This window comes from Ensifer sp. R1-3 (assembly GCF_056739175.1).
Window position 1 is genome coordinate 1,662,245 of sequence record NZ_CP096515.1, and the last position, 25,110, is coordinate 1,687,354.

General features: G+C 63.8%; 26 protein-coding genes. 14 read left to right on the forward strand and 12 right to left on the reverse strand.

Annotated features, from left to right (window positions below; all coding sequences use genetic code 11):
* The first annotated feature begins 28 nt into the window (after positions 1–28).
* A complete protein-coding gene (locus tag M1D43_RS08030) occupies positions 29–178 on the forward strand; it encodes a hypothetical protein (RefSeq protein ID WP_080662060.1) in 150 nt (49 codons plus the stop codon).
* A 186-nt stretch (positions 179–364) separates the two neighbouring features.
* Here the strand turns inward: M1D43_RS08030 and M1D43_RS08035 are convergent, their stop codons facing one another.
* Entirely contained in the window at positions 365–1,195 is an 831-nt protein-coding gene (locus tag M1D43_RS08035; RefSeq protein ID WP_003532696.1) for an SOS response-associated peptidase, read from the reverse strand.
* Here M1D43_RS08035 and M1D43_RS08040 point away from each other — a divergent pair.
* The 8 genes from M1D43_RS08040 to M1D43_RS08075 all read left to right on the forward strand — a co-directional run bounded on the left by M1D43_RS08040 (position 1,194) and on the right by M1D43_RS08075 (position 6,342).
* Entirely contained in the window at positions 1,194–1,658 is a 465-nt protein-coding gene (locus M1D43_RS08040; RefSeq protein WP_003532695.1) for an NUDIX hydrolase, read from the forward strand. The two genes, M1D43_RS08035 and M1D43_RS08040, sit on opposite strands and share 2 nt — an antisense overlap.
* Positions 1,655–2,098, forward strand: a complete 444-nt coding sequence (locus M1D43_RS08045; RefSeq protein WP_003532694.1) for a TIGR02301 family protein — start codon at positions 1,655–1,657, stop codon at positions 2,096–2,098. Before M1D43_RS08040 ends, M1D43_RS08045 begins: the two co-directional genes overlap by 4 nt.
* A gap of 158 nt (positions 2,099–2,256) precedes the next feature.
* Positions 2,257–2,526: a hypothetical protein gene (locus tag M1D43_RS08050; RefSeq protein WP_010969047.1), complete on the forward strand. Its 270-nt coding sequence runs from the start codon at positions 2,257–2,259 to the stop codon at positions 2,524–2,526.
* Between the two features lie 15 nt (positions 2,527–2,541).
* Complete coding sequence (locus tag M1D43_RS08055; protein WP_153313851.1) at positions 2,542–3,285, forward strand: hypothetical protein; 744 nt, start codon at positions 2,542–2,544, stop codon at positions 3,283–3,285.
* A 109-nt stretch (positions 3,286–3,394) separates the two neighbouring features.
* Positions 3,395–4,243 (forward strand): CAF17-like 4Fe-4S cluster assembly/insertion protein YgfZ, encoded by an 849-nt coding sequence (gene ygfZ / locus M1D43_RS08060; protein WP_153313852.1) that lies wholly within the window; start codon positions 3,395–3,397, stop codon positions 4,241–4,243.
* Positions 4,240–4,848 carry a YfbR-like 5'-deoxynucleotidase gene (locus M1D43_RS08065; RefSeq protein ID WP_003532680.1) on the forward strand — a complete coding sequence of 203 codons (609 nt, stop codon included), beginning with the start codon at positions 4,240–4,242 and terminating at the stop codon, positions 4,846–4,848. Before ygfZ ends, M1D43_RS08065 begins: the two co-directional genes overlap by 4 nt.
* A 2-nt stretch (positions 4,849–4,850) precedes the next feature.
* On the forward strand, positions 4,851–5,384 hold the full coding sequence (locus tag M1D43_RS08070; RefSeq protein WP_127514600.1) for a tyrosine phosphatase family protein: 534 nt from the start codon (positions 4,851–4,853) through the stop codon (positions 5,382–5,384).
* The gene (locus M1D43_RS08075) at positions 5,338–6,342 is read left to right on the forward strand and encodes an NUDIX hydrolase (protein ID WP_127540075.1); all 1,005 of its coding nucleotides are present in this window, start codon (positions 5,338–5,340) and stop codon (positions 6,340–6,342) included. The genes M1D43_RS08070 and M1D43_RS08075 overlap by 47 nt, the downstream gene beginning before the upstream one ends.
* Before the next feature lie 416 nt (positions 6,343–6,758).
* Here the strand turns inward: M1D43_RS08075 and M1D43_RS08080 are convergent, their stop codons facing one another.
* From M1D43_RS08080 to M1D43_RS08115, 8 genes are all read right to left on the reverse strand, one after another.
* Positions 6,759–7,277: a superoxide dismutase family protein gene (locus M1D43_RS08080; protein ID WP_003532668.1), complete on the reverse strand. Its 519-nt coding sequence runs from the start codon at positions 7,275–7,277 to the stop codon at positions 6,759–6,761.
* A 103-nt stretch (positions 7,278–7,380) separates the two neighbouring features.
* Positions 7,381–8,280 carry a carboxylating nicotinate-nucleotide diphosphorylase gene (gene nadC, locus M1D43_RS08085; protein WP_127514604.1) on the reverse strand — a complete coding sequence of 300 codons (900 nt, stop codon included), beginning with the start codon at positions 8,278–8,280 and terminating at the stop codon, positions 7,381–7,383.
* Between the two features lie 49 nt (positions 8,281–8,329).
* Positions 8,330–9,928, reverse strand: coding sequence for an L-aspartate oxidase (locus M1D43_RS08090; protein ID WP_010969040.1), 1,599 nt, complete (start codon positions 9,926–9,928; stop codon positions 8,330–8,332).
* 49 nt (positions 9,929–9,977) lie between these two features.
* On the reverse strand, positions 9,978–11,057 hold the full coding sequence (gene nadA / locus M1D43_RS08095) for a quinolinate synthase NadA (protein WP_153313854.1): 1,080 nt from the start codon (positions 11,055–11,057) through the stop codon (positions 9,978–9,980).
* 182 nt (positions 11,058–11,239) lie between these two features.
* The gene (locus M1D43_RS08100; RefSeq protein WP_028012008.1) at positions 11,240–12,478 is read right to left on the reverse strand and encodes an MFS transporter; all 1,239 of its coding nucleotides are present in this window, start codon (positions 12,476–12,478) and stop codon (positions 11,240–11,242) included.
* A gap of 127 nt (positions 12,479–12,605) precedes the next feature.
* On the reverse strand, positions 12,606–13,457 hold the full coding sequence (locus M1D43_RS08105; RefSeq protein ID WP_003532657.1) for an MOSC domain-containing protein: 852 nt from the start codon (positions 13,455–13,457) through the stop codon (positions 12,606–12,608).
* Positions 13,458–13,535: 78 nt separating this feature from the next.
* Positions 13,536–14,192: an HD domain-containing protein gene (locus M1D43_RS08110; protein ID WP_153313855.1), complete on the reverse strand. Its 657-nt coding sequence runs from the start codon at positions 14,190–14,192 to the stop codon at positions 13,536–13,538.
* On the reverse strand, positions 14,189–17,122 hold the full coding sequence (locus M1D43_RS08115) for a DUF2339 domain-containing protein (RefSeq protein ID WP_192923435.1): 2,934 nt from the start codon (positions 17,120–17,122) through the stop codon (positions 14,189–14,191). Before M1D43_RS08115 ends, M1D43_RS08110 begins: the two co-directional genes overlap by 4 nt.
* A gap of 98 nt (positions 17,123–17,220) precedes the next feature.
* Here M1D43_RS08115 and M1D43_RS08120 point away from each other — a divergent pair, with 98 nt between their 5' ends.
* On the forward strand, positions 17,221–19,224 hold the full coding sequence (locus M1D43_RS08120; protein ID WP_153313857.1) for a PhoX family protein: 2,004 nt from the start codon (positions 17,221–17,223) through the stop codon (positions 19,222–19,224).
* Positions 19,225–19,529: 305 nt separating this feature from the next.
* Here the strand turns inward: M1D43_RS08120 and recO are convergent, their stop codons facing one another.
* A complete protein-coding gene (recO, locus tag M1D43_RS08125; RefSeq protein WP_122102684.1) occupies positions 19,530–20,273 on the reverse strand; it encodes a DNA repair protein RecO in 744 nt (247 codons plus the stop codon).
* Between the two features lie 223 nt (positions 20,274–20,496).
* On the opposite strand from recO, the gene M1D43_RS08130 reads away from it, so the two are divergent.
* The gene (locus M1D43_RS08130) at positions 20,497–21,237 is read left to right on the forward strand and encodes a L,D-transpeptidase (protein WP_192923436.1); all 741 of its coding nucleotides are present in this window, start codon (positions 20,497–20,499) and stop codon (positions 21,235–21,237) included.
* A 5-nt stretch (positions 21,238–21,242) separates the two neighbouring features.
* On the opposite strand, the gene M1D43_RS08135 is transcribed toward M1D43_RS08130, so the two are convergent.
* Together M1D43_RS08135 and M1D43_RS08140 are read right to left on the reverse strand one after the other, a co-directional pair.
* Complete coding sequence (locus M1D43_RS08135; protein WP_003527271.1) at positions 21,243–21,605, reverse strand: glyoxalase/bleomycin resistance/dioxygenase family protein; 363 nt, start codon at positions 21,603–21,605, stop codon at positions 21,243–21,245.
* A gap of 9 nt (positions 21,606–21,614) precedes the next feature.
* Positions 21,615–22,097: an SRPBCC domain-containing protein gene (locus M1D43_RS08140; RefSeq protein WP_027994035.1), complete on the reverse strand. Its 483-nt coding sequence runs from the start codon at positions 22,095–22,097 to the stop codon at positions 21,615–21,617.
* A 51-nt stretch (positions 22,098–22,148) separates the two neighbouring features.
* On the opposite strand from M1D43_RS08140, the gene M1D43_RS08145 reads away from it, so the two are divergent.
* The 3 genes from M1D43_RS08145 (at position 22,149) to rkpK (ending at position 25,038) form a co-directional block, all read left to right on the forward strand.
* Entirely contained in the window at positions 22,149–22,481 is a 333-nt protein-coding gene (locus M1D43_RS08145; RefSeq protein ID WP_127540061.1) for an ArsR/SmtB family transcription factor, read from the forward strand.
* 71 nt (positions 22,482–22,552) lie between these two features.
* The gene (locus M1D43_RS08150) at positions 22,553–23,578 is read left to right on the forward strand and encodes an NAD-dependent epimerase (protein WP_153313858.1); all 1,026 of its coding nucleotides are present in this window, start codon (positions 22,553–22,555) and stop codon (positions 23,576–23,578) included.
* Between the two features lie 146 nt (positions 23,579–23,724).
* Complete coding sequence (gene rkpK, locus M1D43_RS08155; protein ID WP_153313859.1) at positions 23,725–25,038, forward strand: UDP-glucose 6-dehydrogenase; 1,314 nt, start codon at positions 23,725–23,727, stop codon at positions 25,036–25,038.
* The last annotated feature ends 72 nt before the right edge of the window (positions 25,039–25,110 follow it).

Here is a 25,110-nt window from a genome sequence, read left to right on the forward strand (position 1 = left end):
ATAGGGAAAACACCAAGGAAGACATGCAATGAAGGCCGCCAAAATTGCCGAACGCAACCCGCCGCCGTCCGATCTGCTGACGAAATACCGCCCACTTGGCCTGAAGGCCGTCCTCGCAGCCGCGCTGCAAGTCAGGGCGAAACCGGCGGACAAGAAGATCGCGAAGCGTTCGGCTTAGTTCCGATCTGGGCAGCCCCTCATCCCGCTGCCGCGACCTTCTCCCCGTTCTGACGGGGAGAAGGGACAAGCCTCGGCTTCACCGCTCACTCTTAAGCGGCTGAGGGCAGAGCGGGGCCGCGAGTCCCCTTCGCCCCGCTTGCGGGGAGAAGGTGGCCGGCAGGCCGGATGAGGGGCGGTCCTTGGCTTAAAACAGCGACATCTGCCCGCCATCGTCCCGATCGTCAGAGCGCCCCCTCTTCGGGATCGGCGCTATGGGCGCGACCTCGTCCTGGAGCTCAGGGCCGGTGTTGCCGACCTTGTTGACCTTGTCCGAAACGGGGATTGCTTCGAAATAATCCTCCGCCGCCGGGACCATGAGGTCGGCCACCTCGCGGGGTTCCTGGCTCTTGCAGTCGAGCCAACGGGAAAAGTCTTCCGGCTGGATCACGACCGGCATGCGGTCATGGATGTGACTGACGGCGCGGTTCGCATCGGTCGTAAGGATCGCCGCGGTGTCGACCTCCGAACCGTCGGCGGAAGACCATGTCTCCATGAGCCCGGCGAAGGCCACGATCCCGCCCTTTTTCGGCCGGACCCAAAAGGCTTGCGAGGCCTCCCGGCTGCCCTTCACGGGGCGGCGCCATTCGTAGAAACCGGACGCCGGCACCAGTACACGGCGATGGCGCATTGCGGCGCGGAAGGCGGCCTTGCCGATCGCGGTTTCGGCCCGAGCGTTGATGAGCAGCGGAAACTTGCTCGGGTCCTTGACCCAGCCTGGGGTGAAGCCCCAACGGACGAGCACGGCCTTGCGCTCCGGCAGGTTGCTGCCCGGCTCCGGCCGATCGGAGGCCACGATCACGATTATCGGCTGCGTCGGCGCGATGTTGAAGCGCGCAGGAAATCCCTCCGCCTCCAGCAGGCCAAACAGTTCCAGCAATTCCTCCGGCGTGGCCGTAAGCGCAAAACGTCCGCACATGACATCGATGTGGCACTTCACGTAGTATGGGTCAACGACCGAGGTGATTTTCGATTCCATGATGACCAAACAACCCGAGCGCGCCTCCTCCGCCATTCTCGAACGGAACGGCCGCTATCTTCTTGTCCGGCGGGCCAACCCGCCGTCAGCAGACATGTACGCTTTTCCCGGCGGCAGGGCGGAGCCCGGCGAGACGCCTGCGCAAACGGCACTGCGCGAACTCGCAGAGGAAACCGGCATCAGCGCCCGCGATCCCGTGCTCTTCGAAATCTATGACCTGCCCGCTATAGGCCCGCAGGAGCGTCACTTCCTGCTCTCGGTCTTCACCGTCGAAGCCGATCCTGATTTGGTCGCGATCGCCTGCGATGATGCCGCCGGCGTTGGCTGGTTCACACCGGAGGAGATCTTCACCTTGCCCATTCCGGAAAGCGTGCGCGACTGCGTGGAGAAGCTGACGGCCGGCCGGCCAAGGCGTGTTCCCGGGTCAGCGACCGGCGTCAGTTCCGATTTGAGGGGTTCATGATCGATACGCGACTCCCGTCCAGACTGTTGCTGACAGGCATCCTCCTCGCGACCGCCGCGGGCGCGGCGGCTCAGGAAAAGCAGCCTGCCCCGCAGACGACCGCTCCCTCTCCCTCCCCGGCGCAGGAGGAAAAGCCGACCCCCTACGACCAGCGGTTGATCCGCCTCGCCGAAATTCTCGGCTCGGTGCATTATCTGCGCAATCTCTGTCTCGACCAGTCCGAGGACGGCTGGCGCCGCTCCACGCAGGAACTGATCGACAAGGAGGCGGCAGGAGAGCCGAAACGGCGCGAGCGCATAACCGCCGCTTTCAACCGGGGCTATCGGACCTTCGCCTCGGTCTATACCAGGTGTACGGAGCCCGCGACGCTCGCGGAAGAACGCTACCGTGCCGAAGGTGCAACACTCGCTTCTGAAATCGTCGCCCGCTTTGGAAATTAGGCAGATATTAACCTCTTTTTCCCTGACCCCGTGTCGTTTCGGGAAAAGGCTGCTAAGTTTGTTAAGAGAGTGATAAGAAGTAACCGGCCTGTCTGCCCGTTCAGTTGCGGTTCAGCGGATAGGCGCTAGGTTAGCCACGTGCACGTATTGGAAGCCGCATGGAACGAATGATGGAACCAAGCCTGACAGACATCGACGACATGATCGTCCACGAGAAGATGCAGGCGGCGCTCGAGCACCAGAACGAGGCTTGGGCGGATGGCATGGCCGACGGCATCGAGCCCGAAATCATCGCCGATGCGGCGATTGCGCTTGCCATGCGCGAAACCGTCCGGCTTCATGGTGAAGAAGGTGCCGAGGCAATGCTTAATTCGCTTCGCGAGCGCATGCTCGCCGGAGAATTCTCGCCAGAGCGGACGATTCAGTAACATCAGGACTGCCCGATGAACCGGAACCCTGCAAACCGGGCCCTCCCGGTTGGTCTTGTTGTGCTGCTGGCGGGTGCGACTATGACTGCCATGCCCGTGCTGGCTCTCAGTGAGTTTCAGGGCGCCCCTGCTCCCATTGCCGGCGAGCAGAACGCAGCCCCAGGCGATGAGGCCGAAGAGGCCGCGCCGGAAGAACGGACCCCCCTTGAAATTCCGATGCCCAACCCTCTCGTCGACAGGACGGCCGTCGAGTTGAAGGACGATGAGATTGCCGCGCCGGACGTGGTGGAGCCTGTCGAGGTGCTGACGGATGTCTCGAAGATCCCGGTGCCGGTGGCACGCATGCGCGAACTGATCGTCGAGGCGGCGGCTTCGGGTGACATCGAGCGGTTGCGCCCTCTGCTCGGCAAGGGCCCCACCCAGACCCAAGTTACCGCCACCGCCGGGGAAGACGACCCGATTGCCGCACTCAAAAGTCTTTCCGGCGACCAGGACGGCATCGAAATTCTGGCCATCCTCCTCGATGTCATGTCGACGGGCTTCGTGCTTGCGGACAAGGGTACTCCCGAGGAGGCCTATGTCTGGCCCTATTTCGCCGAGAAGCCGCTCTCGTCGCTGACCTCCCCGGAAAAGGTCGACCTCTTCCGACTGGTGACCGCCGGCGACTTCGCCGGGATGGAGGAGTTCGGCACCTATAATTTCTACCGCGTCGGCATCACGCCGGATGGAAAGTGGAAGTTCTTCGTCGCGGGAGATTGAGCGCGTCTCGTGCCGGAGAGACGGGAATGCCGGCGGATCCCGCTCGGGAATGCTTGCCCTTCCCCGGCAGACATCCTACCTCTTCAGGATAGAGAATAGGACTCGACATATGCCAATGGTTTGCCTCGACGACCGCGCAATCATCCGTGTCTCCGGAAAAGACGCGGAGACCCTTCTTCAGACGCTGATCACGACGGACATCGCCGCGCTGACCGCGGACGAGGTCAGGCCCGGTGCGCTGCTGACGCCGCAGGGCAAGATCCTTTTCGATTTCCTGATCTCCCGCGACGGCGAAGCGTTGCGTCTGGAGACGACGGAGGATCAAGCCGAAGCGCTCGTCAAGCGCCTGACGATGTACAAGCTGCGATCGGCAGTGGACCTGTCGCTCAATTCGCCGGCGCCGGTCACGGTCGTGTTCGGAGAAGACGCGCCTGCCGAGAGCTATCGCGATCATCGGTTCGAGAAGGCGGGCGTATCCGTTTTCCGCCTCTATCGCGACGTGCCTGCAGCGGAAGCGGGCATCGCCGACCTTGACCGGCTGAGAATCGCGGCGGGCATCGCCGTTGCCGGCCGCGACTACGACCTGCAGGATGCCTTTCCGCATGACGTGCTCATGGACCTGAACGGCGGCCTTTCCTTCCGCAAGGGCTGCTATGTCGGGCAGGAGGTCGTTTCGCGAATGCAGCACCGCGGCACCGCGAGACGCCGCCTCGTCATCGTCGCCGGCGAGGCGACGCTGCCGCAGAGCGGAACGAACATTTCCGTCGACGGGCGGCCGATCGGTTCTCTCGGCACCGTACTGGATCGGGACGGCCTGGCCATCGTCAGGATCGACAAGGCGGGCGAAGCGATCGCCAAGAGTGAGGCCATTCTTGCAGGCGACGTGCGCCTTACCCTGACGCTGCCCGCCTGGACGGGGCTTGCCTTTTCGAGCGAGGCAGGAGAGGCGAGCGCATGATGAGTGCGCGTGCGTGGCAGCGTATGCTTTCCGGGCGGCGGCTCGATCTTCTCGACCCCTCACCGCTCGACGTCGAGCTTTCCGACATCGCCCACGGACTTGCCCGCGTGGCGCGTTGGAACGGGCAGACTTCCGGCGACCACGCCTTCTCCGTTGCCCAGCACAGTCTCGTTGTCGAGGAGATTTTCCGTCGCACCAATCGCTGCGACGCCCAGGATTGCCTGATGGCCCTGCTTCACGACGCGCCGGAATACGTCATCGGCGACATGATCTCGCCGTTCAAGGCCGTCGTCGGCGGCGGCTACAAGACCGTGGAGAAGCGCCTGGAGAATGCTGTCCACCTGCGCTTCGGGCTTCCGGCACACACGCCCAGGGAACTCAAGGAGCGGATCAAGAAGGCCGACCGTATCGCCGCCTATTTCGAAGCGACGGAACTTGCCGGCTTTTCCGCAGAGGAGGCTCGCAAGTTCTTCGGCCAGCCGCGCGGCATCACCCGCGAGATGTTGCTGATCGATCCCCTGCCCGCGGTCGAGGCGCAGCGCCTCTTCGCCACGCGCTTCAACGCGTTGGAGTCCGAACGCGCCAAGGCGAGGCAGGAGGCGTGACCATGACGTCAATCGTCGTCTCGCCGCTTCAGCGCATCGCGGAAATGGCCGTCCGGCACGGCTGCCGCGAAATGCTGAGCCTGCTTGCGAAGGGCCAGAATTTTCATCGCCCGGCCGTCATCGACCATGCGAAGCATCTGACGATCGGCGTCAACGACATCAGCTTCGCCGGTACGGGCGGCCTGATTGCGCCGCAGGAAGAACACGTTCATCGGATCATCGATTTCGCCCGCAAATGGGACCGGACGCGGCCGATGCTCATACATTGCTGGATGGGCGTCTCCCGCTCGCCTGCGGCCGCGCTGATCGCCGCACTCGCCGTCGAACCGGACCAGGACGACCACGCGCTCGCCAAGCGCCTCCGCGCCGCCTCGCCCTTTGCGACGCCGAATGCGCGGCTCGTGGAAATCGGCGACCGGGCGTTGTCGCGCAAGGGTGCGCTCGTCGCCGCGGTGCGAGCCATCGGCCGCGGCGCGGATGCCGACGGCAATGCGCCTTTCGTCCTGCCCCTGCAAGACGTGCAACATGCCGGGTGAAGCGCAGCCGGTCACGGTCGAGATCGGGCTCAATGCCGTGATCGTCGCAGTCGTCAGCCGCAGCCCGCGCATCCTCGCCGTCAGCGAGGCGGACGGCGACGCTCGCGACAGCCTGCCCTTCGGCCCCTTCGATCCGGCCCGCCACCGTACTTTCGAGGCAAGCCTGCGGGCGCGCGTCGAGAAGCGTACGGCGCTCAAGCTCGGCTATATCGAGCAGCTCTATACCTTCGGCGACCGTGGGCGCCAGCGTCTGCCCGGCGAGGAAGGCAAGCACATGGTGTCCGTCGGCTATCTGGCGCTGACGCGCACCGACGCCGAGAACAACGAGAGGCTGGCCGAAGCGGGCGCCCATTGGCGCGACTGGTACGGCTATCTGCCCTGGGAAGACTGGCGTCTCGGACGCCCTGCGATACTCGACCAGAGCATCCTGCCGGCGCTTGCCCGCTGGGAATCCGGAGACGAAAAGTCGGCCTCGGTACAGCGTCGTTCACGGATACGCCTCGCCTTCGGCCTTGACGACTTTCCCTGGGACGAAGAACGCGTGTTGGAGCGCTACGAACTGCTCTACGAGGCGGGACTGGTGCGCGAGGCCGTGATCGACGGCCATTGCCGCGATCCGGAGAGCCCGGCGGCAGGGCTGGCGATGCGCCACGACCACCGCCGGATCGTCGCGACCGCCGTCGCGAGACTGCGCGGCAAGCTCAAATACCGGCCGGTGGTCTTCGAGCTGATGCCGCCGGCGTTCACCCTCACCGACCTGCAGGCAACCGTCGAGGCAATCTCAGGGCGCCATCTTCACAAGCAGAACTTCCGCCGCCTCGTCGAAGGAGCGGAGCTCGTCGAGCCGACGGGGGAGACCCTGGCATCGACCGGGGGCCGTCCGGCCGCACTCTTCCGCTTCCGCCGCCAGATCCTTGACGAGCGGCCCGCGCCCGGCCTCAAGGTCGGCGGGCGCTGATCCTTAGAGAGCGGGATGCGGGCGGAAAACCGCACACACTTTTCCTCATCCCGCTCTAAGGGCTGTCGAGATTCGGGATTGCCTCCGCGGCTTGTTTGATCTCCTCATTCCTGTGCTCGTCACAGGAATCCAGCCAGACCAAGTCCTTGGGCTGAAAGAACTCTTCCCGCGCCGCAGACGCGGCGCTGCTGGATCCCTGTGACGAGCACAGGGATGAGGACGGAGGAGAAGTTTCAGTCCTCAGATAGTTCCCTGCGCCGCAAATCAAGCGCATCGCCATGCGCGCCGACAAAGCCGACCATAGCTTCAATGCCATCATTCATCTCGCAGCAGCCGTCATAAACTCCAGATGAATCTCAACAGGCCATAATCTGCGTTGCGTTTTACCAGATCCGCTGCGCCCGAGGCGACATGCACTATTTCACCACCGCGCAGGCCAACCGGTCGCCGGCATCGCCGGAGGGTTGGCTGCGATTGTCGTCCGAATGCACATGGATCACCAGGGCCCGGCCGCGAAGGGCGGTAGCCCTGTCGTCGAGGGACACGAAGCTGTTGAAGACCTGGGCGCGCAAGGTTCCATCGGCACCGACATACTGGTTCGGCATGTCGCCGGCATGCGGGCCATTGGAAGCGAGGAAGCCGTGCTCGGCATTCTCATCTTCGCCGGCAAAATGCTTTCCCGCCGACTCGAACCCGTCCTTGGGATCGCAGCGCCCCATTTCGTGAGCGTGAAAAGCCACCCAGGTATCCTTCGGCAGGCCGCTTATCTCCATCTCGATCAGCACGCCCTTGCCGCCTGCCGTCAAAGTGGCCCGGCCGATGTCCGTGCCGTCCTTGCCCACGAACTCGGCCGTCGCCGTCTGCGAGGACTGTTGTGCCGAAGCGGCACCCGCCATTCCTGCCGCACAGGCGATCGCAATCATCGTTCTCATCATCGGAGTTCTCCCTCTCACTCGCGGGTCGATAGGAGACAACGCGCGGCTGCCGGGGTCGTTCCGCAAAAACGCGGCTGAGTTGCAGGCAATCCGGCGAATTGGGCTAAATCGACACGTCCAGACCGATGTCGAGCGTCGGTGCCGCCATCGTGATCTTCGATGTCGAGATGTAGTCGACGCCCGTTTCGGCGATTGCGCGAATGGTTTCGATCCTCACGTTTCCCGACGCCTCCAGCCTGGTGCGGCGCAGGTCGCCGGGATAGGAAGCGGCGGACAGTCCCCAATGTGCCGCGTTGATCGCGACGGCCTCGCTGAGCAGTTCCGGCCCCATATTGTCGAGCAGGACCACGTCCGGCGAGGCGGTCAGCGCCTCGCGCAACTGGGCGAGGCCGTCGACTTCAACCTCGACCTTGACGAGATGGCCGCAATAGGCCCGCGCGGCCCGGACGGCGCCGGCAACACCGCCGGAAACGGCGATGTGGTTATCCTTGATCAGCACCGCGTCATCGAGGCCGTAACGATGATTGGAGCCGCCGCCGAGGCGGACGGCGTATTTTTCGAGAGCGCGAAGGCCGGGGATCGTCTTGCGCGTGCAGCAGACCTTGGCGCCCGTATGGGCGATCTCATCGGCGAACGTCGCCGTGTAGGTCGCAATCCCCGAGAGATGCATGAGAAAGTTGAGCGCCACCCGCTCGGCCGAAAGAAGCCCTCGGGCGCGGCCGGAAATTCGCGCAAGCGCCGTACCCGGCACCACCCGGTCGCCGTCCGCAGCGAGCGCTTCGAAGCGGATCGACGGGTCGATCAGGCGGAATGCGGCTCGCGCCAGTTCCAGCCCGGCAACCACGCCCGCTTCGCGCACACTCATATTCGCCGCGGCCGTCCGGTCCGGCCCGATCGTCGAGAGGGTGGTGATGTCACCGGCCCTGCCGAGGTCTTCCAGAAGAGCCGCTTTCACCTGCTCCTCGACCATGAGAGCGGGCAGTTCCGGGCGAAGGGCGATCATTATGTCGTTCCTGCGATTGGAGTAGCTTCTAATCTTGCGTTTGCCGCCGTCATGCCGGTTCGCTCTCGGCCACTTCCGCGGCCAGACGCTCCGCCTGGGCGAGCGTCAGGTAGGTCCGGCGCCGCCATTCCGGCCGTTCGTCCGGGCAATCGGCCCGAAAATGACCGCCGCGGCTTTCCGTCCGCTGCAGCGCGGCGATCGCGATGAGCTTGGCCGTGGTAGCGATATTGGCGAAGCGCAGGCGCTTGTTGGTCCGCTCGAGTTCCGCAATCCCCCGGATCGCGCGGGTCAGGCTTTCGCGCGTACGCACGACCCCGACGCAGTCGCTCATCAATTGCCGCAGCACCTTGAAAGGCGGGCTGTCCTCGACCGTCACGGGATCGTCGTTCTCGCCGGCATTGTCGCCCCAGGCAGTCAGCTTCGGGGCCGGCAAGCTGCCCTTGATATTTTCCGCGATGCGCGCCGCGAAGACGACCGCCTCCAGCAGCGAATTCGAGGCAAGGCGGTTCGCGCCGTGAACGCCGGTCGATGTCACTTCGCCCGCCGCCCAAAGGCCGTCGATGGAGGTCCGCCCTTCCCCGTCCGTCAGCACGCCGCCCATGTGGTAGTGCACGGCAGGCGTGACGGGGATCGGCTGTCTCACCGGATCGATGCCCGCTGCCATGCACGAGGCGTAGACGGTCGGGAACATCTCGGGGAAATGCCTGCCGACGGCCTTTGTGCAATCGAGGAAGGCGCCGCGTCCGGCTTGAACCTCCGCAAAGACGCCACGCGAAACGATATCGCGCGGCGCGAGCTCTCCATCGGGATGGATGTCGAGCATGAAACGGCGGCCTTCCGAGTTGATCAGGGTGGCGCCATCGCCGCGCAACGCCTCGGTCGCAAGCGGCGCCGGGTCCTTGCCGATGTCTATCGCGGTCGGATGAAACTGGACGAACTCGGGATCGGCAATGATGGCGCCCGCTCGCGCCGCCATGCCGACGCCCTGGCCGCATGCTTCCCATGGATTGGTGGTGACTGCATAGAGATGGCCGACGCCGCCCGAGCAAAGAACGACGGCGCGCGCCGGGAAGGAAACGCGGCTCTTCGACTGGCCGGCATCCGGCCGCGCGATCACGCCGGAGATGAACCGGCCCTCGCGCACCAGTTCCTCGACCACATAGCCCTCGATCACCCGGATCGACGGGGTATTGCGAACCGCGGCAATCAGCGCCTCCATGATCGACTTGCCGGCCATGTCGCCCTTGACGCGGACGATGCGCCGCTCGGAATGCGCGGCTTCCCGCGAAAGCAGGAGCTTTCCCTCCAGGTCGCGGTCGAAGGGCACCCCGAATTCGAGCAGGTCGTGGATGCGGGCCGGGCCCTCTGCGACCATCATGCGCGTCATCTTCTCGTCGACGATACCGGCACCGGCCGCGACGGTGTCTGCGACATGCTTCTCGAATGTATCGCCCTTGCTCATCGCCGCGGCGATCCCGCCTTGCGCCCAGGCCGAGGAGGCGCCGTAGCCGATCGGCGCGGCGGCAAGGATCGTGACGGGACGCGGCGCCAGTTTCAGCGCGCAGAAAAGCCCGGCAAGGCCGCCGCCGACGATGACGATGTCATCGATCCCGTTGAAGGACTGCGGGCGGAAATGGTCGGTCAGCATGGCTCGATAACTCCTCCACGGGCCTGCACGGGGTTTGCCCCGGCATTGATCACTGCTTGAGGTTCACCATGCGCTCGACCGCCAGCCGCGCGCGGTCGGCGATCGCCGGATCGACCAGAACCTCTTCCGTCATGTTAAGCAGGCTGTCGAGGATCTTCGGCAGCGTGATGCGCTTCATGTGCGGACACAGGTTGCACGGCTTGACGAAATCGACGCCCTTGACCTCCGCCTGGATATTCGACGCCATCGAGCATTCCGTCACCAGCAGCACCCGCTGCGGCCGCTTGTCCTTGACGTAATTGATCATGCCCGAGGTCGAACCGGAGAAATCGCAGACGGCGATGACGTCGGGGTGGCATTCCGGATGGCCGACGATCTCGATGCCCGGATTGGCTTCTTTGTAAGCCAGGAGTTCGGCTGCCGTGAACCGCTCGTGCACCTCGCAATGACCTTTCCAGGTCAAGATCTTCTTGTTCGTCTGACGCGCCACGTTCATCGCCAGATACTCGTCCGGGATGCAGAGCACGGTGTCGGACTCGAGGCTTTCGACCACTGCCAGCACGTTGGAGGACGTGCAGCAGATGTCGGTCTCCGCCTTCACGTCGGCCGAGGTGTTGACATAGGTGACGACCGGCACGCCCGGATAGCGTTCCCTGAGGAGCCGCACATCCGCTCCGGTGATCGACTCCGAAAGCGAGCAACCTGCTTTCGCATCCGGAATGAGCACCGTTTTTTCCGGATTGAGCAACTTTGAGGTCTCGGCCATGAAGTGCACGCCGCACTGGATGATGACCTCCGCGTCGACCTTGGTGGCGTCGCGCGCAAGCTGGAGCGAATCGCCGACGATGTCCGCCACGCAGTGAAAGATGTCCGGCGTCTGATAATTGTGGGCCAGGATGACCGCGTTACGTTCCTTCTTCAGCCGGTTGATCGCATGAACGTAGGGCGCATAAGCCGCCCACTCGAACGCAGGAATGAAGTCCTTTACCTTTTCGTAAAGGTGCTCGGTCTCGCGCGCGACAGCCGGGGTAAAGGCGAGATCCGGTTTCTCGATGACGCCGAAGCGTGCCGCAGCGCTCACGAAGGCCGGAGGGGGCGCCGCTTCCTTGCGAAGGTCAAGAGTGGTCATCGGGCTCTCCTCTCCCGCCGTTTCCGGCAAATGCTAATTATGCTCAATCTGAGCATAATTAGGTCAAAACAAAAGCGGCTGAGCCGCCGGAACTGATTTAGAAAGTTTTGTGACAGATTTCAAGCGTGCAGGACGGAAACGATGCGCCCGCATATCGCGGGCGCATCACAACATTTTATCGATCAGGCAATTGCCGGGCGGGCGACGGCACGCTCTTCGATCGGCCAGTGCACGATGGCCGCGAACACTCCGAGGGCAACGCCCACCCACCAGACCGGATCGTAGGAGCCGAACTGGTCATAGAGATAGCCACCCATCCATACGCCGAGAAATGAACCGATCTGGTGCGACAGGAACACGATGCCGCCGAGCAGGCCGAGATGCCGCGTTCCGAACATGATCGCCACCAGCCCGTTGGTCGGCGGCACCGTCGAGAGCCACAGGAGGCCCATGACGACCGCGAAGACGATGACCGATGTCGGCGTTTGCGGCAGCAGCAGGAAGGCCGAGACGACGACTGAACGGGCCAGATAGATCAGCGCCAGGAAATAGGGCTTCGAATAACGCTGGCCGATGATGCCGGCCGAGAACGAGCCGATGATGTTGAAGAAGCCGATCAATGCCAGCGCGATCACCGCATAGCGGGCGTCGATTCCGATATCGCCGATATAGGCCGGAAAATGCGCGGTGATGAAAGCGACCTGATAGCCGCAGACGAAGAAACCCGAGACGAGCAGAAGATAGCTCTTGTGCCCGAGCGCTTCCCTGAGCGCTTCCCCGACTGTCTGCTTGAACAATGGCTCCGACTGGCGCCCGGAAGAGGCATTGCCGCGCAGCGGAATCGCAAAGAGCGGAACGAGCAGCATCAGGAGGCCGAGATAGACGAGACTGTCGGACCAGCCATAGGCCGAGATGAGGCCCTGGCTCAGCGGCGCGAAGAGGAACATGCCGGCCGAGCCGGCGGCGGTGCCTATGCCGAAGGCGAGCGAGCGCTGCTCGGGCGCGACGTTGCGGGCAAAGGCGGAAAGCACGATGCCGAAGGAACCCGACGCAACCCCCAGACCGACCAGGACGCCACCGCCGATGTGCAGCCAGATCGGCGCATCAGCGAAGGCCATCAGGATCAGGCCCGCGGCGTAGACGAGGCCGGAGAGCGCGAGCACGCGCCAGGTGCCGAACTTGTCGGCGATCGCGCCGAAGAACGGTTGGCCTAGACCCCAACAGAGATTTTGAAACGCCATCGCCAGGCCGAAGGTCGTCCGGTCCCAACCCTTCTCGGCAAGCATCGGCAGCTGGAAGAACCCCATCGCGGAGCGCGGACCGAAGGTCAACATGGCGATGATGGAGCCGGCGACGATGATGAGCCACGGCAGGCCGCTGCGCTCGACCGGGCGGCTGACTGCAGAAGAAACAGCGGACATGGGCAAGCTCCTGATGATGAGGGGCCATCCTATGGCGGCGCCCGCCTTGGGGGAAGCCAATTAAATTGACGATGCGATCACAGGAATTGATGCGCCGGCCGCAAGCGCAGGTTCCTGCGGATGCGTCTCAGCCGGCGGAGCGCACCTTCATCGGCCAACGCTCATCGCGACGGCGCACGACCTCGACCGCGTCGCCGAGCCTCAGGATACCCTCGCCTCTAGGCACGGCGTTCCAGCCGAAGAGCACGCCGGGAACGCGCCGGTCGGCAGACATGCGCTTTTCCGAAAGACCCTGGATCGGGTTGCCGCCGATGCGCTCGCCGGTCGTCTGATCCTGCGTGGTCATGATGCAACGGGCACAAGGCTTGACGAGATCGAAGGCGATGCCGGCGATCACGATGCTCTCCCAAAGATCTTCAGCCCAAGGCTCATCGCAATCGATAAGGATATTGGTGCGGAAGCGCTCCATGCCGACCGGTTCCTGCCCCTTCTCGGCCAGCGTGCAGTTGAGATCGGCGAGCGAGCCCGTCGTCGTGACGAGAATCGGAAAGCCGTCGGCGAATGCGACGGGGGCTGCCGCTCCTGCCCATTCCGCGCCGACGAAGCGCTCGGCCTCAGCGTCCATGTGGACGAGCTTGACCGGGCGGCCGAACCAGCCGGACAGCACGTCGTTTGCAGCACCTCCGGCGACCGCCGCATTGACGTCGCTCGACCAGACCCGGACATCGAGGCGGTCATCCGGGTCGAAGCGAACGGAGAGTTCCTCGCCGTTCATCCTGAGGTGCACGCCGCCATCGACATGTTCCGCCTCGACCCGCGCCAGCGCCTGCAAATCGCGTTGAGTGATGAAGTGCCCATCGGGTGCAACCAGCATGAAGCGCCGGTCGCCGGCCAGCCCGTCGAGATTGACAGTCACGGCCGTCTGCGGCACCGCGCGGCCGCTCTTCAGGGGATGGATGTTGAGGCCGGTCACGTGCATGGCGATCTTCCGAGTTCAGAAAATGATTCCGGCCGCTCCCAATCTGATTCACCAGTCGGCGCCAACCGATTGAAGCTTTTAGATTTCGTCCAGCAGCATGGCAAGCACGCTGCGGAGCCGCGCCTGCCGTTCAAGGGCGAGCCGCCGCCCCGCGGCAGTCTGAAAACCGTCGGCGAGGCGAAAAAGCTTCGTCTCGAAATGGTCGATTGCGAAAGCCTTGTCGTCGAGCGCCCGGCTTTCTGCCAGCGGGTCGAGCGGATCGTAGAGGGCGCTGCTCATGCGCCCGGCGATGTAGAAGCAACGCGCGGCGCCGACCATGCCGATCGCATCGAGGCGATCCGCGTCCTGGAGAATTCTGGCCTCGAGCGTTTCCGGCGCGAGATTGGCCGAAAAGCTGTGGGTCAGAATGGCGTGCGCGACGGATGAAATATCGCCCGCGCTCCAGCCGAGGCCATTGAGGATCGCCGACGCCTTTTCGGCCGCCAGCCGCGACGCTTCCGCCCGCAACGGCGAATTCTTTTCGACGGAAACGCAGTCATGCAGCAGCACGGCAGCGGCGAGCCGGCGCGTGTCGCCGCCCTCCTCCGCCTGGATGCGAAGAGCGTTCTTCCAGACGCGGATGAGGTGCGACGCATCGTGCGAGCCGTCATCGGCGGCAAAGGCATGCGGAAGGAGTTCGCCGGCGAGTTCGGCGTGAGGAGCGAATGCGGCTGCCAGCCCGGAAAGCCGGGTCATGCGCGGCGGGCCCCTTCACCCGCGTCGCCGGCGCTGCCCGACAATATCTTCTGGTAGAAGAGCCCGATGCCGATCAGCACGGCCCCAAGGCCGATGAAGGACAGCGCCCGCAGGAAGCCTTCGAGATTGGACATGTCGACCAGGAAGACCTTGAGCACCGCGACGAAGACGAGAACGGCTGAAGCAATCCGGATGCTCTTTGCGTCGAGACGCGAGCCGGCCACGAGCAGCAGCACGCCGAGTACGAGCCACACGACCGAATAGGTGTAGGTTTCACCTTGCAGGAACCCCTTCCAGTCGGCGACATTCTGGCCCTGCCAGAAGCGGCGAACGCTTAAGGTCGCCCAGGCGAAGGCGAGAATAGCGCCGCTGACGGCGAGCGCCACGACATAGGGCAGCGGCCGTCTGCCGCGCGCATACCAGGCAAGCCCGAAATAGCCGATGGCGGGCAGCAGATAGCCGATGAAGAGCAGATCGAAGAAGGGAATGCTTCCAAGCAGTTCTCCGCTGAAATAGGGGTTGAGGCCGACAAGGTGCGCCCCAAGGACGGAGAGCATGGACAAAACGCCGAGCGCCATGCCTCCATAACGGAACACCGGGCTCGGCGATCTTCCGTCGAGCGTCATGAATATTCCCGACGCGCCGATGGCGAGAAGCGTGTAGATCGCCTGTTCGCCAAGTGTCGGGACGGAGCTGTCGAGCACGCCGCGGTTCATTGCATGACGTACGAGGATTGCAAGGGTCAACAGGACGAAGAGGCTTGCGAGCGCCTGCAGCAGGTTGCGCACACGCAGGTCCGGCCAGGCCCGTAGAAGATAGGCCGAGGCGACGAGCAACAGTGCCGGGATGCCGTAACCCGGGAGCAGTGCGTTGAACACCGGCGTCGTTCCGAGATTGCCCGGCCCGACGATCGTCGGCTCCCAGGCAATTCGGGCGAGAATGACGACCGCGCCTGCGACCGTCACCCAGGGGAGAACCGGCCATGAACGCAGGCGTGTCGCAAAGCTGTATCCGGCCCCGAGCAGCGCGATCGCCAGGGTGGTCACCAGACCGTCGGTCCAGGCGTGAAGTCCGATGACGAAGAGGCCGAAGGAGCCGAGTGCCAGCAGCCCCCCATCGACATCGGCATCCCCTGCCCCGGGGCTCCGGCGATAGAGCCATTCCACAAGGCCGAGAAGGAAGATGCCGCCGGCAAAGGCGGCAAGCCCATGCGGCAGGTCGAAGGCGAAACTGCCTGTCATCACGAACGACATGGCCAGAAGCGCATTCGGCACCACGGCGGCGATGCCGGCCCAAAGGGCCGCGAATTGCCGATCCCCCGCCGGGCGCCGGGCAAGCACAAAGCCCCCGAGGAGGATGAAGAGCGCCGACAGGGTCATCGCGGTCAGCATGGCAGTGCGGCCGGGGACGACGATCTCGGGCGGCGAACCGGCGAATGAGGGATCGAGATAGGCAAGAACACCACTGAGAGCGGTCAGGCTCCAGGTGCCGGCGACGGCGCCGAAAGCGGCAAGCAGTGCCGCATAGATCGCCGCCGGCCGCAGGGAGCCTGCCGCCGCCAGCGCAACGACGATCACCACGAAGTCGCTCACCGGGAAACGCGCGGCATCGACCGCCGGGCTGATGAACAAAAGGGCGAGAACGGTCGCGACGATCGCTGCCGATATGCTTATGGCAAGATGAGGCGGCGTGAAGAGCCTCTCCCACGCGCCCGGCTCACTGGCAGCACCGATTTGCGTTGTCCCGCTCGGCTCCGCGGTCCGCTCCGCCCGGCCGGGCGAGATCAGCGCGACACCCGCGATCATAACGAGGAGCGCGAAGGTGACCGGAGGCGCTTCGAAAGGCGTCGCGAGCGCTACATAGGCAAGTCCCCAGAGCCCCAGGCCCGCATTGGCAAGCGTCGGCACCACGCTCCATCGACGCAGGCGCGACGCGGCGAGCGTGGCGAGCCAGGCGACGGCGAGGAAGCCGAACAGCACCCAGGGACGCGGCTCTCCGCTCGAGACGAAGAGCGGTGTCAGGAGCGACGCCAGAAGGCCGAGACCGGCGAGCGCCTGCCCGTGCAGCAGCGAGAGCCCGACGGTGGCAAGCGAAACCAGCGCCAGCAGGACGAAGGCCGCGCCGGTGCCGATGAAATCGTAAATGCCATAGGCCGCATAGACGACGCCAAACAGCGTGACGGCACCGGCGGCGGTCAGCACACCGGGAATCATCGCATTGCGGAACCGGTCGGCGATGGCAGGCACGTCGCGCCGCCGGATCACCTCTCCGGCCACCCCAAGCGCAAGCCCGAAAACCGCGGCAAGCGTCAGGCGGACCGCCGGGCTCAAGAGCCCGGCCTCGATCGAATACTGCACGAGAAAATAGCCGCCCAGCGCCAGTGCCAGCCCGCCGACCCAGACCGGCCATCGGCCGCCGATCCGGCTCTCGAGGCTTTCGGCCCGCGCTGCCGCTGCGGAGGGCGCTACCGGGCCGTCGATTGCCCCGTCCCCACTTTCGCGGCCGGCGGCGGATTCGTCATGGGAGGTCCCCGCGCCTTCCCGCGCCCGGGACCATGGGCCGTCGGCTGTCGCCTCCGTCCCGGCAACGGATGGAACGCCAGCCTCCGACGGCCGGCCGGTCTCCAGGTCCGGCCCCGGCTCTCCCGTACCCTCTTTCGCGAGCCGCGCGATCTCCGCCTTAAGGCTCTCGATTTCGCGGTCAAGGCGCTCGGCCGACCTGCGGCCGCCGAGGAAAGCGGCGAGCGCCATCACGAAGGCTAGAAGAGCTATGGCCTCGAGCATCAGGTCCCCCGGCATCATCATGGTCAGATCGATTCGGACAACGTTAGCGCGAAACGGCCGCTGAAAATATCCTGCGCCTGACATCTGCGGGCTTACGGAGCCGTGGGAGCGTTCCGGCATCGCGACCCGTTGCAGCAATCTCTTCATCCAATTGTCGCAGAGCTGTCATGAACTCGCTGGTAAAGCGGGACCGGGACGCCCGAAGATCAACGGGCGCATCGATCGTCTCAATGGGGAGAATTTCCATGGACAAATATCTCGGACCTACGGATGAAACCGAATTCAAGACGCTGACGGAGCGAAGAGAGGAACTGGAAGACGCCGGCCGGAACTGTTCCGCCAATCCCACCATGGGCGACATCATCAACCGCCGTTTCTCGCGCCGGTCGTTCATCGGCGGCTCTCTGGCCGTTGCTGCCATCTCCACGACGGTCAGCCCGCTTGCCCTGCTGACGGCGGACGAGGCCCGGGCTGAGGGTGAAGCGTCGCCCTTCGACTTCAAGGAGATCGAAGCCGGCGTAGACGAGACCCACCATGTTGCCGAGGGCTACGACGCCGACATCCTGCTGCGCTGGGGCGACAAGGTCTTCGCCGACAGTCCGGAATTCGATCCGCTCAAGCAGACCGCCGACGCCCAGAGCCGGCAGTTCGGCTACAACAACGACTATGTCGGCTTCATTCCGCTCGAGGGCAATCCGGACCACGGCCTGCTGGTCGTCAACCACGAATATACCAATGCCGAGATCATGTTCCCGAACTTCGCCCGTGTCGAAAAGGTGACGGAGGACGGCAAGGAAGAGGACAAGGTCTTACTCGGCGAATACACCAAGGAACTGGTCGATATCGAAATGGCTGCCCATGGCGGCACGGTCATCGAAATCCGCAAGGTCGACGGGAAGTGGCAGCCTGTCCTCGACGGCAAGTACAACCGCCGCATCACGGCCACTACCGAAATGCAGCTTTCCGGCCCGGCGGCCGGTCACGAGCGGGTCAAGACCCCGTCCGATCCGACCGGCAGGAAGGTCTTCGGCACCATCAACAATTGTGCCGGCGGCGTCACCGCCTGGGGCACCTACATGATGGCCGAGGAAAACTTCAACGGCTATTTCGGCGGCGAGCTTGCCGAGGATCATCCGGAATTCAAGCAGATGAAACGCCTCGGCACGCCGGGCGGGCAGTATGAATGGTCGAAATTCTACGACCGCTTCGACGTTTCCAAGGAGCCGAACGAAGCCAACCGCTTCGGCTGGGTGGTCGAGGTCGATCCGCTGAACCCCACCTCCGTTCCGAAGAAGCGCACCGCGATCGGACGCTTCAAGCACGAGGGCTGCGAGTCGATCGTCAACAGGGACGGCCGGGTCGTCCTCTATAGCGGCGACGACGAGCGTTACGACTATGTCTACAAGTTCGTGACGAAAGGCACTTACAACCCTGACGACCGCGCCGCGAATATGGATCTCTTCGATGAAGGCACGCTCTACGTGGCCAAGTTCGACGAGGACGGCACGGTCACCTGGATGCCTCTCGTCCATGGCGAAGGTCCGCTGACGGCCGAGAACGGCTTCGCCTCCCAGGCCGACGTGCTGATCGACACCCGTCTTGCCGCCGATGCGCTCGGCGCGACCAAGATGGACCGGCCGGAAGACGTCCAGCCCAACCCGAAGACCGGCAAGGTCTATGTCATGCTGACCAACAACACGAAGCGCAAGGAGGACGAGATCGACGCCGCCAATCCGCGTGCCAAGAATGCCTTCGGCCACATCGTCGAGATTTCGGAAACGGACGGCGACTTCGCCTCGACGAAATCCCGCTGGGACGTACTGCTGAAGTGCGGCGATCCGAGCGTCGCCGAGGTCGGTGCCTCCTTCTCCACCGCGACGACCAGGAACGGCTGGTTCGGCATGCCGGACAATTGCGCCATCGATGCCGGAGGCCGTCTCTGGGTCTCGACCGACGGCAACAACGAAAAGGACACGGGACGCACCGACGGTGTCTGGGCCGTCGAGACCGAAGGCGAAGGCCGCGGCACCTCGAAGCTGTTCTTCCGCGTGCCGGTCGGCGCCGAAATGTGCGGCCCGAGCTTCAACCCGACGAGCGACACCTTCTTCCTCGCGGTTCAGCATCCGGGCGACGCCGGTCTCGCAACCTACGAAAAGCCGGCGACGCGCTGGCCGGATTTCCGCGACGACATGCCGGTGCGCCCGGCCGTCGTCGCCGTGACCAGGCAGGGTGGCGGCAAGATCGGCTGAACCAAGCCTCAGAGTTCGGAGCGCGGCGCTGGCGCACGCGCTCCGGCAAGCCTCGTTGGTCGCGGTGTAGCGGTGCCCTTTCCTCTGCTCGGTCGTCCCTGTGCTCGTCACAGGGATCCAGCCAGACCAGGTCATTGGGCTGAAAAGACTCCCCCGCGCCGCAGACGCGGCGCTGCTCTCATCTCTGTGACAAGCACAGAGATGAGGAAGGGGAGAAGACAGGTCGCATATCCGCAAGCGGAATCGATCGCAACGCCCACGCCTCCCCATCTTCCTGCGCCCCGTCACAGGGATTGAAACAACCGTTAAGCCGCCGACGATGCGGACTTCAGCGCCTTCAGCGTCGCATGGACGAACCCGTCCCGGGCCGACGCGGCGTCGACGCCCCGTGGCTCGTAAACATGGCGGTTGAGGAAATAGGCGGTGAGACGGAAGGCAGCGGCAAGGCTTTCGTGATCGGCAGCTCTGCTTCCTCCGGAAAGGAAATCCGGAAGGGCGAGCATGCGATCGGCGTAAGGGGCACCCGCTTCGCGGCAGATCGCGCGGCCCGATTTCGGCGATACGTAGACAAGCTCGCTGTGCACACCCGTCGCCCCACATCGGGAAAGATCCAGGCCGAAGCCGAGATCGTTCAGCACCGCGAGTTCGAAGCGCACGAACAATTCGCCGGCGTCTGCCGGGTCCTGGAGGTGATCGACGATGACGGCGAGCGCCTCGTAGAGATGGGGATGCGGGTCGCGCTCCGGCAGGAGCCGCAAGAGTGCGCCAAGCGCCTGAATGCCGTAGACGGAAGTCGCCGTCTCGATCAGCCTCGCGGCGCGCAATTGCAGCGGCTCGACGCGGAATTCGCCGAGATGCTCGTCGAGCCTCGCCCGCCAGCTCACCTCCACGGAATTGCCCGGCTGCAGCACCGGCTGCATCGTACGCGAGCGGCCCGAGCGCACGAGCCCGAGATGCCGCCCGTGCCCGGGCGTCATCACCTCCGCGATGACAGAGCTTTCGCCATGCCGCCGGATGCCGAGAATTATGGCTTCATCGCTCCATTGCATGAAAGAGGCATACACCCGCCGCGGAAACCGGAGCAAGCGAAGAAACGCCCCCTGTTTCGAGCCTCGTCCGGTGCGGCGGAAGCAAACTGTAGCCTTTCCGCTACACTTGCTGTGCGCCTCAATTCTATTGTCGCTTTTGCCGGATTGCGACGTCTTCCAATGCGGGTTTCGAGGTCTTAGACGTGCCTCCTCAAGAATGACAGTCAGCAGGAACAATTCGACTATGTGTGTGTCCGGGAATCGCGCCAGCCGCCTGATGCAGCTTTGCGCAGTTTTGGCCCTCTCCGCCGCGCTGGCGGGTTGCGTTAGCAACAGCCAGCAGGTCCGACCGAAAGGGCCGGATCCTTATTTCGTGGCAATGTATGGGGCGAAGTCCGAGGAGAGGTTTCCGCTTCCCGCCACCGACATCAGCAAGGTCGAACCGCGTTTTCTGCGGCAACAGGTTCCTTACGTCACGCATGAGCCGCCGGGTACGGTCGTGATCGACACGGAAAATCGCTTTCTCTATCTCGTGCAGGGCGGAGGCATGGCGCTTCGTTACGGCATCGGTGTCGGCAAGGCCGGGCTGGAGTTCGAGGGCGAGGCGCGCGTCGGCCGCAAGGCGGAATGGCCGCGGTGGACGCCGACATCCGACATGGTCGCGCGCGAACCGGAGCGCTACGGACCGCTCGCGGGAGGCATGGACCCCGGCCTGCGCAATCCGCTCGGACCGCGCGCGCTCTATCTCTACCAGGGAAACCGGGACACGCTGTTCCGCATCCACGGCACCACGGAGGCCTGGTCGATCGGCAAGGCGGTGTCGAGCGGCTGCATCCGCCTTTTCAACCCCGATATCATCGACCTTTACAGCCGCGTTCCGGAAGGCTCGCGCGTCGTCGTGCTCCAGGCGGAACCGCCGATGAGCCAGCCGATGGATGCACCGATGTCGACCGCTGCCGACGGCAGCGGTTCGCTTTCGTTCTAACACGTCTACCAGGCATCCGGCTCGCGCACGAGGTGGACGATATTGGCGGGGTTCATGATCCATCCGCCGCGGAAGCCCTCGCCCAGTTCCTCGACCTGATCGCAGCGCACCACCTTGTGCGCTGCGAGGCGATCGAGCGCCGCCCCGTGATCTTCGGTGAAGAGCTCCAGCCATATCTCTGCCTGGCTGTAATGCGGCGCTTCGTCTATCCACAAACGATTGGGGCCGAGAACGAAGCCTTTCGCCGGTGCCTTTTCGTCGAAAGGCGGAAGACCGACGACGTCGCGGTAGAAGGCGATCACCGCCTCGTATTGGTGGCTCGGAACTTTCATGGCGATGTTGATACCGCCCTTGATTTCGGTGGACATAGACCCCTCCTACAGTTGCGGTTCGAGCGCGGGCTTGCCGGAGAGTTCGCTCACATAATAGCCCTCCCGCAAATTGATGCCGTATTCGACCCAGGCCTTCATGCAGGCGAGCATCTGCGACCAGCCCTCGCAATTGAGATAGGAGCTCTTCTGCCCCTTTTCGTTTTCCCGCCAGCCGCTCTCGGCGATCGTCACCATGGTGGCGCCGTCGTCGAGCGGCTGAAAGCGCATTTCAACCCGCGTCTGGTAGGGAGACTCGCCTTCACCGGTCATGGCGTCCCAGCAAAAGACGATCCGCTCGTTAGGCTCCACGGCCTCGACCTTGATGGGAACCTCGCCCCACCACGTCACGGTGGTGCCGGCAACCAGCGGCCCGCTGATGCCGCCGAGCGTTACGAAATAGCGGCTGAGCTGATCCGGATTTACCACCGCGTCGAAAACCTGCCCGACGGGACGGGCGATCCTCCCATTCACTCGAAATTCGAAAGCCATGACGTCCTCCTCACGATTGTATCTGCCGATAATATGTTATAAAAACATAACATGTCAAACGATTCGAAAGACGATGCGGTTTTCAAGGCGCTGGCGAACGGCCTGCGCCGACAGGTGCTCGACGTGCTGAAGGAGAAACCGCAAACGACGGGCATGCTCTGCGAACGCTTCCCGACCCTGGATCGCTGCACGGTGATGCAGCACCTCAAGGTTCTGGAGGAGGCCGATCTCGTTCTCGTCAGGCGCGAGGGCCGCGAGCGGTGGAACCACCTGAACGCCTTGCCCATCCGCGCCATTCACGATCGTTGGATCAGCCAGTATGCCGGCCACGCAATGTCCGTTCTGACAGCCCTCCAACGTGAGCTCGACGAGCCCCGCGAGTGACGGAATTGACTTTTCATCGGCCGGCTTTCTGCGTATGAACTGTCGAGTGGGGCAAACTGGGGGAAATCGTCATGCGTTACCTCATCACCGGCACTGCAGGATTCATCGGTTTTCATGTTGCAAAACGGCTGATCGACGAGGGGCATTTCGTCGTCGGGTTCGACGGCATGACGCCCTATTACGACGTGACGCTGAAAGAGCGCCGGCACGCGATCCTTCAGCGCTCCAACGGCTTCAAGGCGGTGACGGCCATGCTCGAGGACCGGGCCGCACTGGACCGGGCGGCGGAGCTTGCCGAGCCGGAAGTCATCATCCACCTCGCCGCCCAGGCGGGCGTCCGATACAGCCTCGAAAACCCGAAAGCCTATGTGGACGCGAACCTCGTCGGGTCGTGGAACATGCTTGAGCTCGCCAAGGCGATCGCACCGAAGCACCTGATGCTCGCCTCCACCTCTTCGATCTACGGCGCCAACGAGAAGATCCCGTTCGCCGAAGCGGACCGGGCCGACGAACCCATGACGCTCTATGCCGCGACGAAGAAGTCGATGGAATTGATGGCGCACAGTTATGCGCATCTTTACAAGGTGCCGACCACCGCCTTCCGCTTCTTCACCGTCTACGGCCCCTGGGGGCGGCCGGACATGGCGCTCTTCAAATTCGTCGACGCCATACACAACGGCCGGCCGATCGACATTTATGGCGAGGGCCGGATGAGCCGGGACTTCACCTATATCGACGACCTCGTCGAAAGCATCGTCCGGCTGTCGCATGTTCCTCCTTCGGAAGAGAACCGGGTGGCACCGGAAAAGGCCACGGACACGCTTTCGCGCCATGCGCCGTTCCGCGTCGTCAATACCGGCGGCGGCCAGCCGGTAGAATTGATGACCTTCGTCGAAACGGTCGAGAAGGCGGTGGGCCGTCCGGCAATCCACAACATGCTGCCGATGCAGCAGGGCGACGTCCCGCGCACCTTCGCTTCGCCGGACCTGCTCGAAGCACTGACCGGATTCAAGCCGTCCGTTTCGGTCGAGGAAGGGGTTGCGCGCTTCGTCGAGTGGTATGAACAGAATTATCGCCGTGCACACACGACCATCTGATGGTAAAACAAGCGATATTTGTGCGAAGCGCGTGCTTCCGCACCCAATTGCAATTCGGTTTTTCTTTACTTTTTTCTCGATGACATCCTTTTATTAGATAAAACTTAATTGATCAGCGTTCTCAAGAACAATCAAAGGAAGAGCGGATGAAAATCACGATGATCGGTGCCGGCTATGTCGGCCTTGTTTCCGGTGTTTGCTTTGCGGATTTCGGCCATGACGTCGTCTGCGTCGACAAGGACGAAGGCAAGATCTCGGCGCTGAAGAAGGGTCAGATTCCGATCTTCGAACCCGGGCTGGACCATCTCGTCGCCAGCAACGTCGCGTCCGGACGCCTGAACTTCACCGACGATCTCAAGACCGCCGTGGCCGCCAGCGACGTGGTTTTCATTGCCGTCGGCACGCCGTCACGGCGCGGTGACGGACATGCGGATCTTTCCTATGTTTACGCAGCTGCACGCGAAATCGCCGCCAACCTTCAGGGCTTTACCGTCGTGGTGACCAAGTCCACGGTTCCGGTCGGTACCGGAGACGAGGTCGAGCGCATCATCCGCGAAACCAATCCCGCGGCTGACGTTACCGTCGTCTCGAACCCGGAATTCCTGCGGGAAGGTGCCGCGATCGAGGATTTCAAACGGCCCGACCGGATCGTCATCGGGGTCGACGGCAGCGACGGTCGCGCGCGAGAGGTGATGACGGAGGTCTATCGGCCGCTCTATCTCAACCAGTCGCCGCTCGTGTTCACGACACGCCGCACTTCGGAACTGATCAAATATGCCGGCAACGCCTTCCTGGCGATGAAGATCACCTTCATCAACGAGATTGCCGATCTGTGCGAGAAAGTCGGTGCCAATGTGCAGGACGTCGCCCGCGGCATCGGGCTGGACGGCCGCATCGGGTTGAAGTTCCTGCATGCCGGGCCGGGATATGGCGGCTCCTGCTTCCCCAAGGACACATTGGCGCTGGTCAAGACCGCGCAGGACCACGACACCCCCGTGCGGCTCGTCGAAACCACGGTCGCCGTCAACGACAACCGCAAGCGGGCGATGGGACGCAAGGTGATCGCGGCGGCCGGCGGCGATATCCGCGGTTCCAAGATCGCGGTCCTCGGCCTGACCTTCAAGCCGAATACCGACGACATGCGCGACAGCCCCGCGATCGCGGTCGTTCAGGCGCTGCAGGACGCAGGCGCCCGGGTCACCGGCTACGACCCGGAAGGAATGGAAAACGCGCGCAAGCTGATAGAGGGGCTGGACTGCGCGAGCGATCCCTATGAAGCGGCGGCAGAGGCGGACGCTCTGGTGATCATCACCGAGTGGAACGAATTCCGGGCGCTGGATTTCGACCGTTTGAAGTCTACCATGAAGACGCCTCTGCTCGTCGATTTGCGCAATATCTACCGCAAGGACGAGGTCGCAAAGCACGGCTTCCGCTATGCGAGCATCGGCAGGCCGGACTGACCGGCAACGCACCGTCGCATTGATTGGTCACCAGAGGGAAGCTGCACGGGCTTCCCTCTGTGCGCCTCGCGC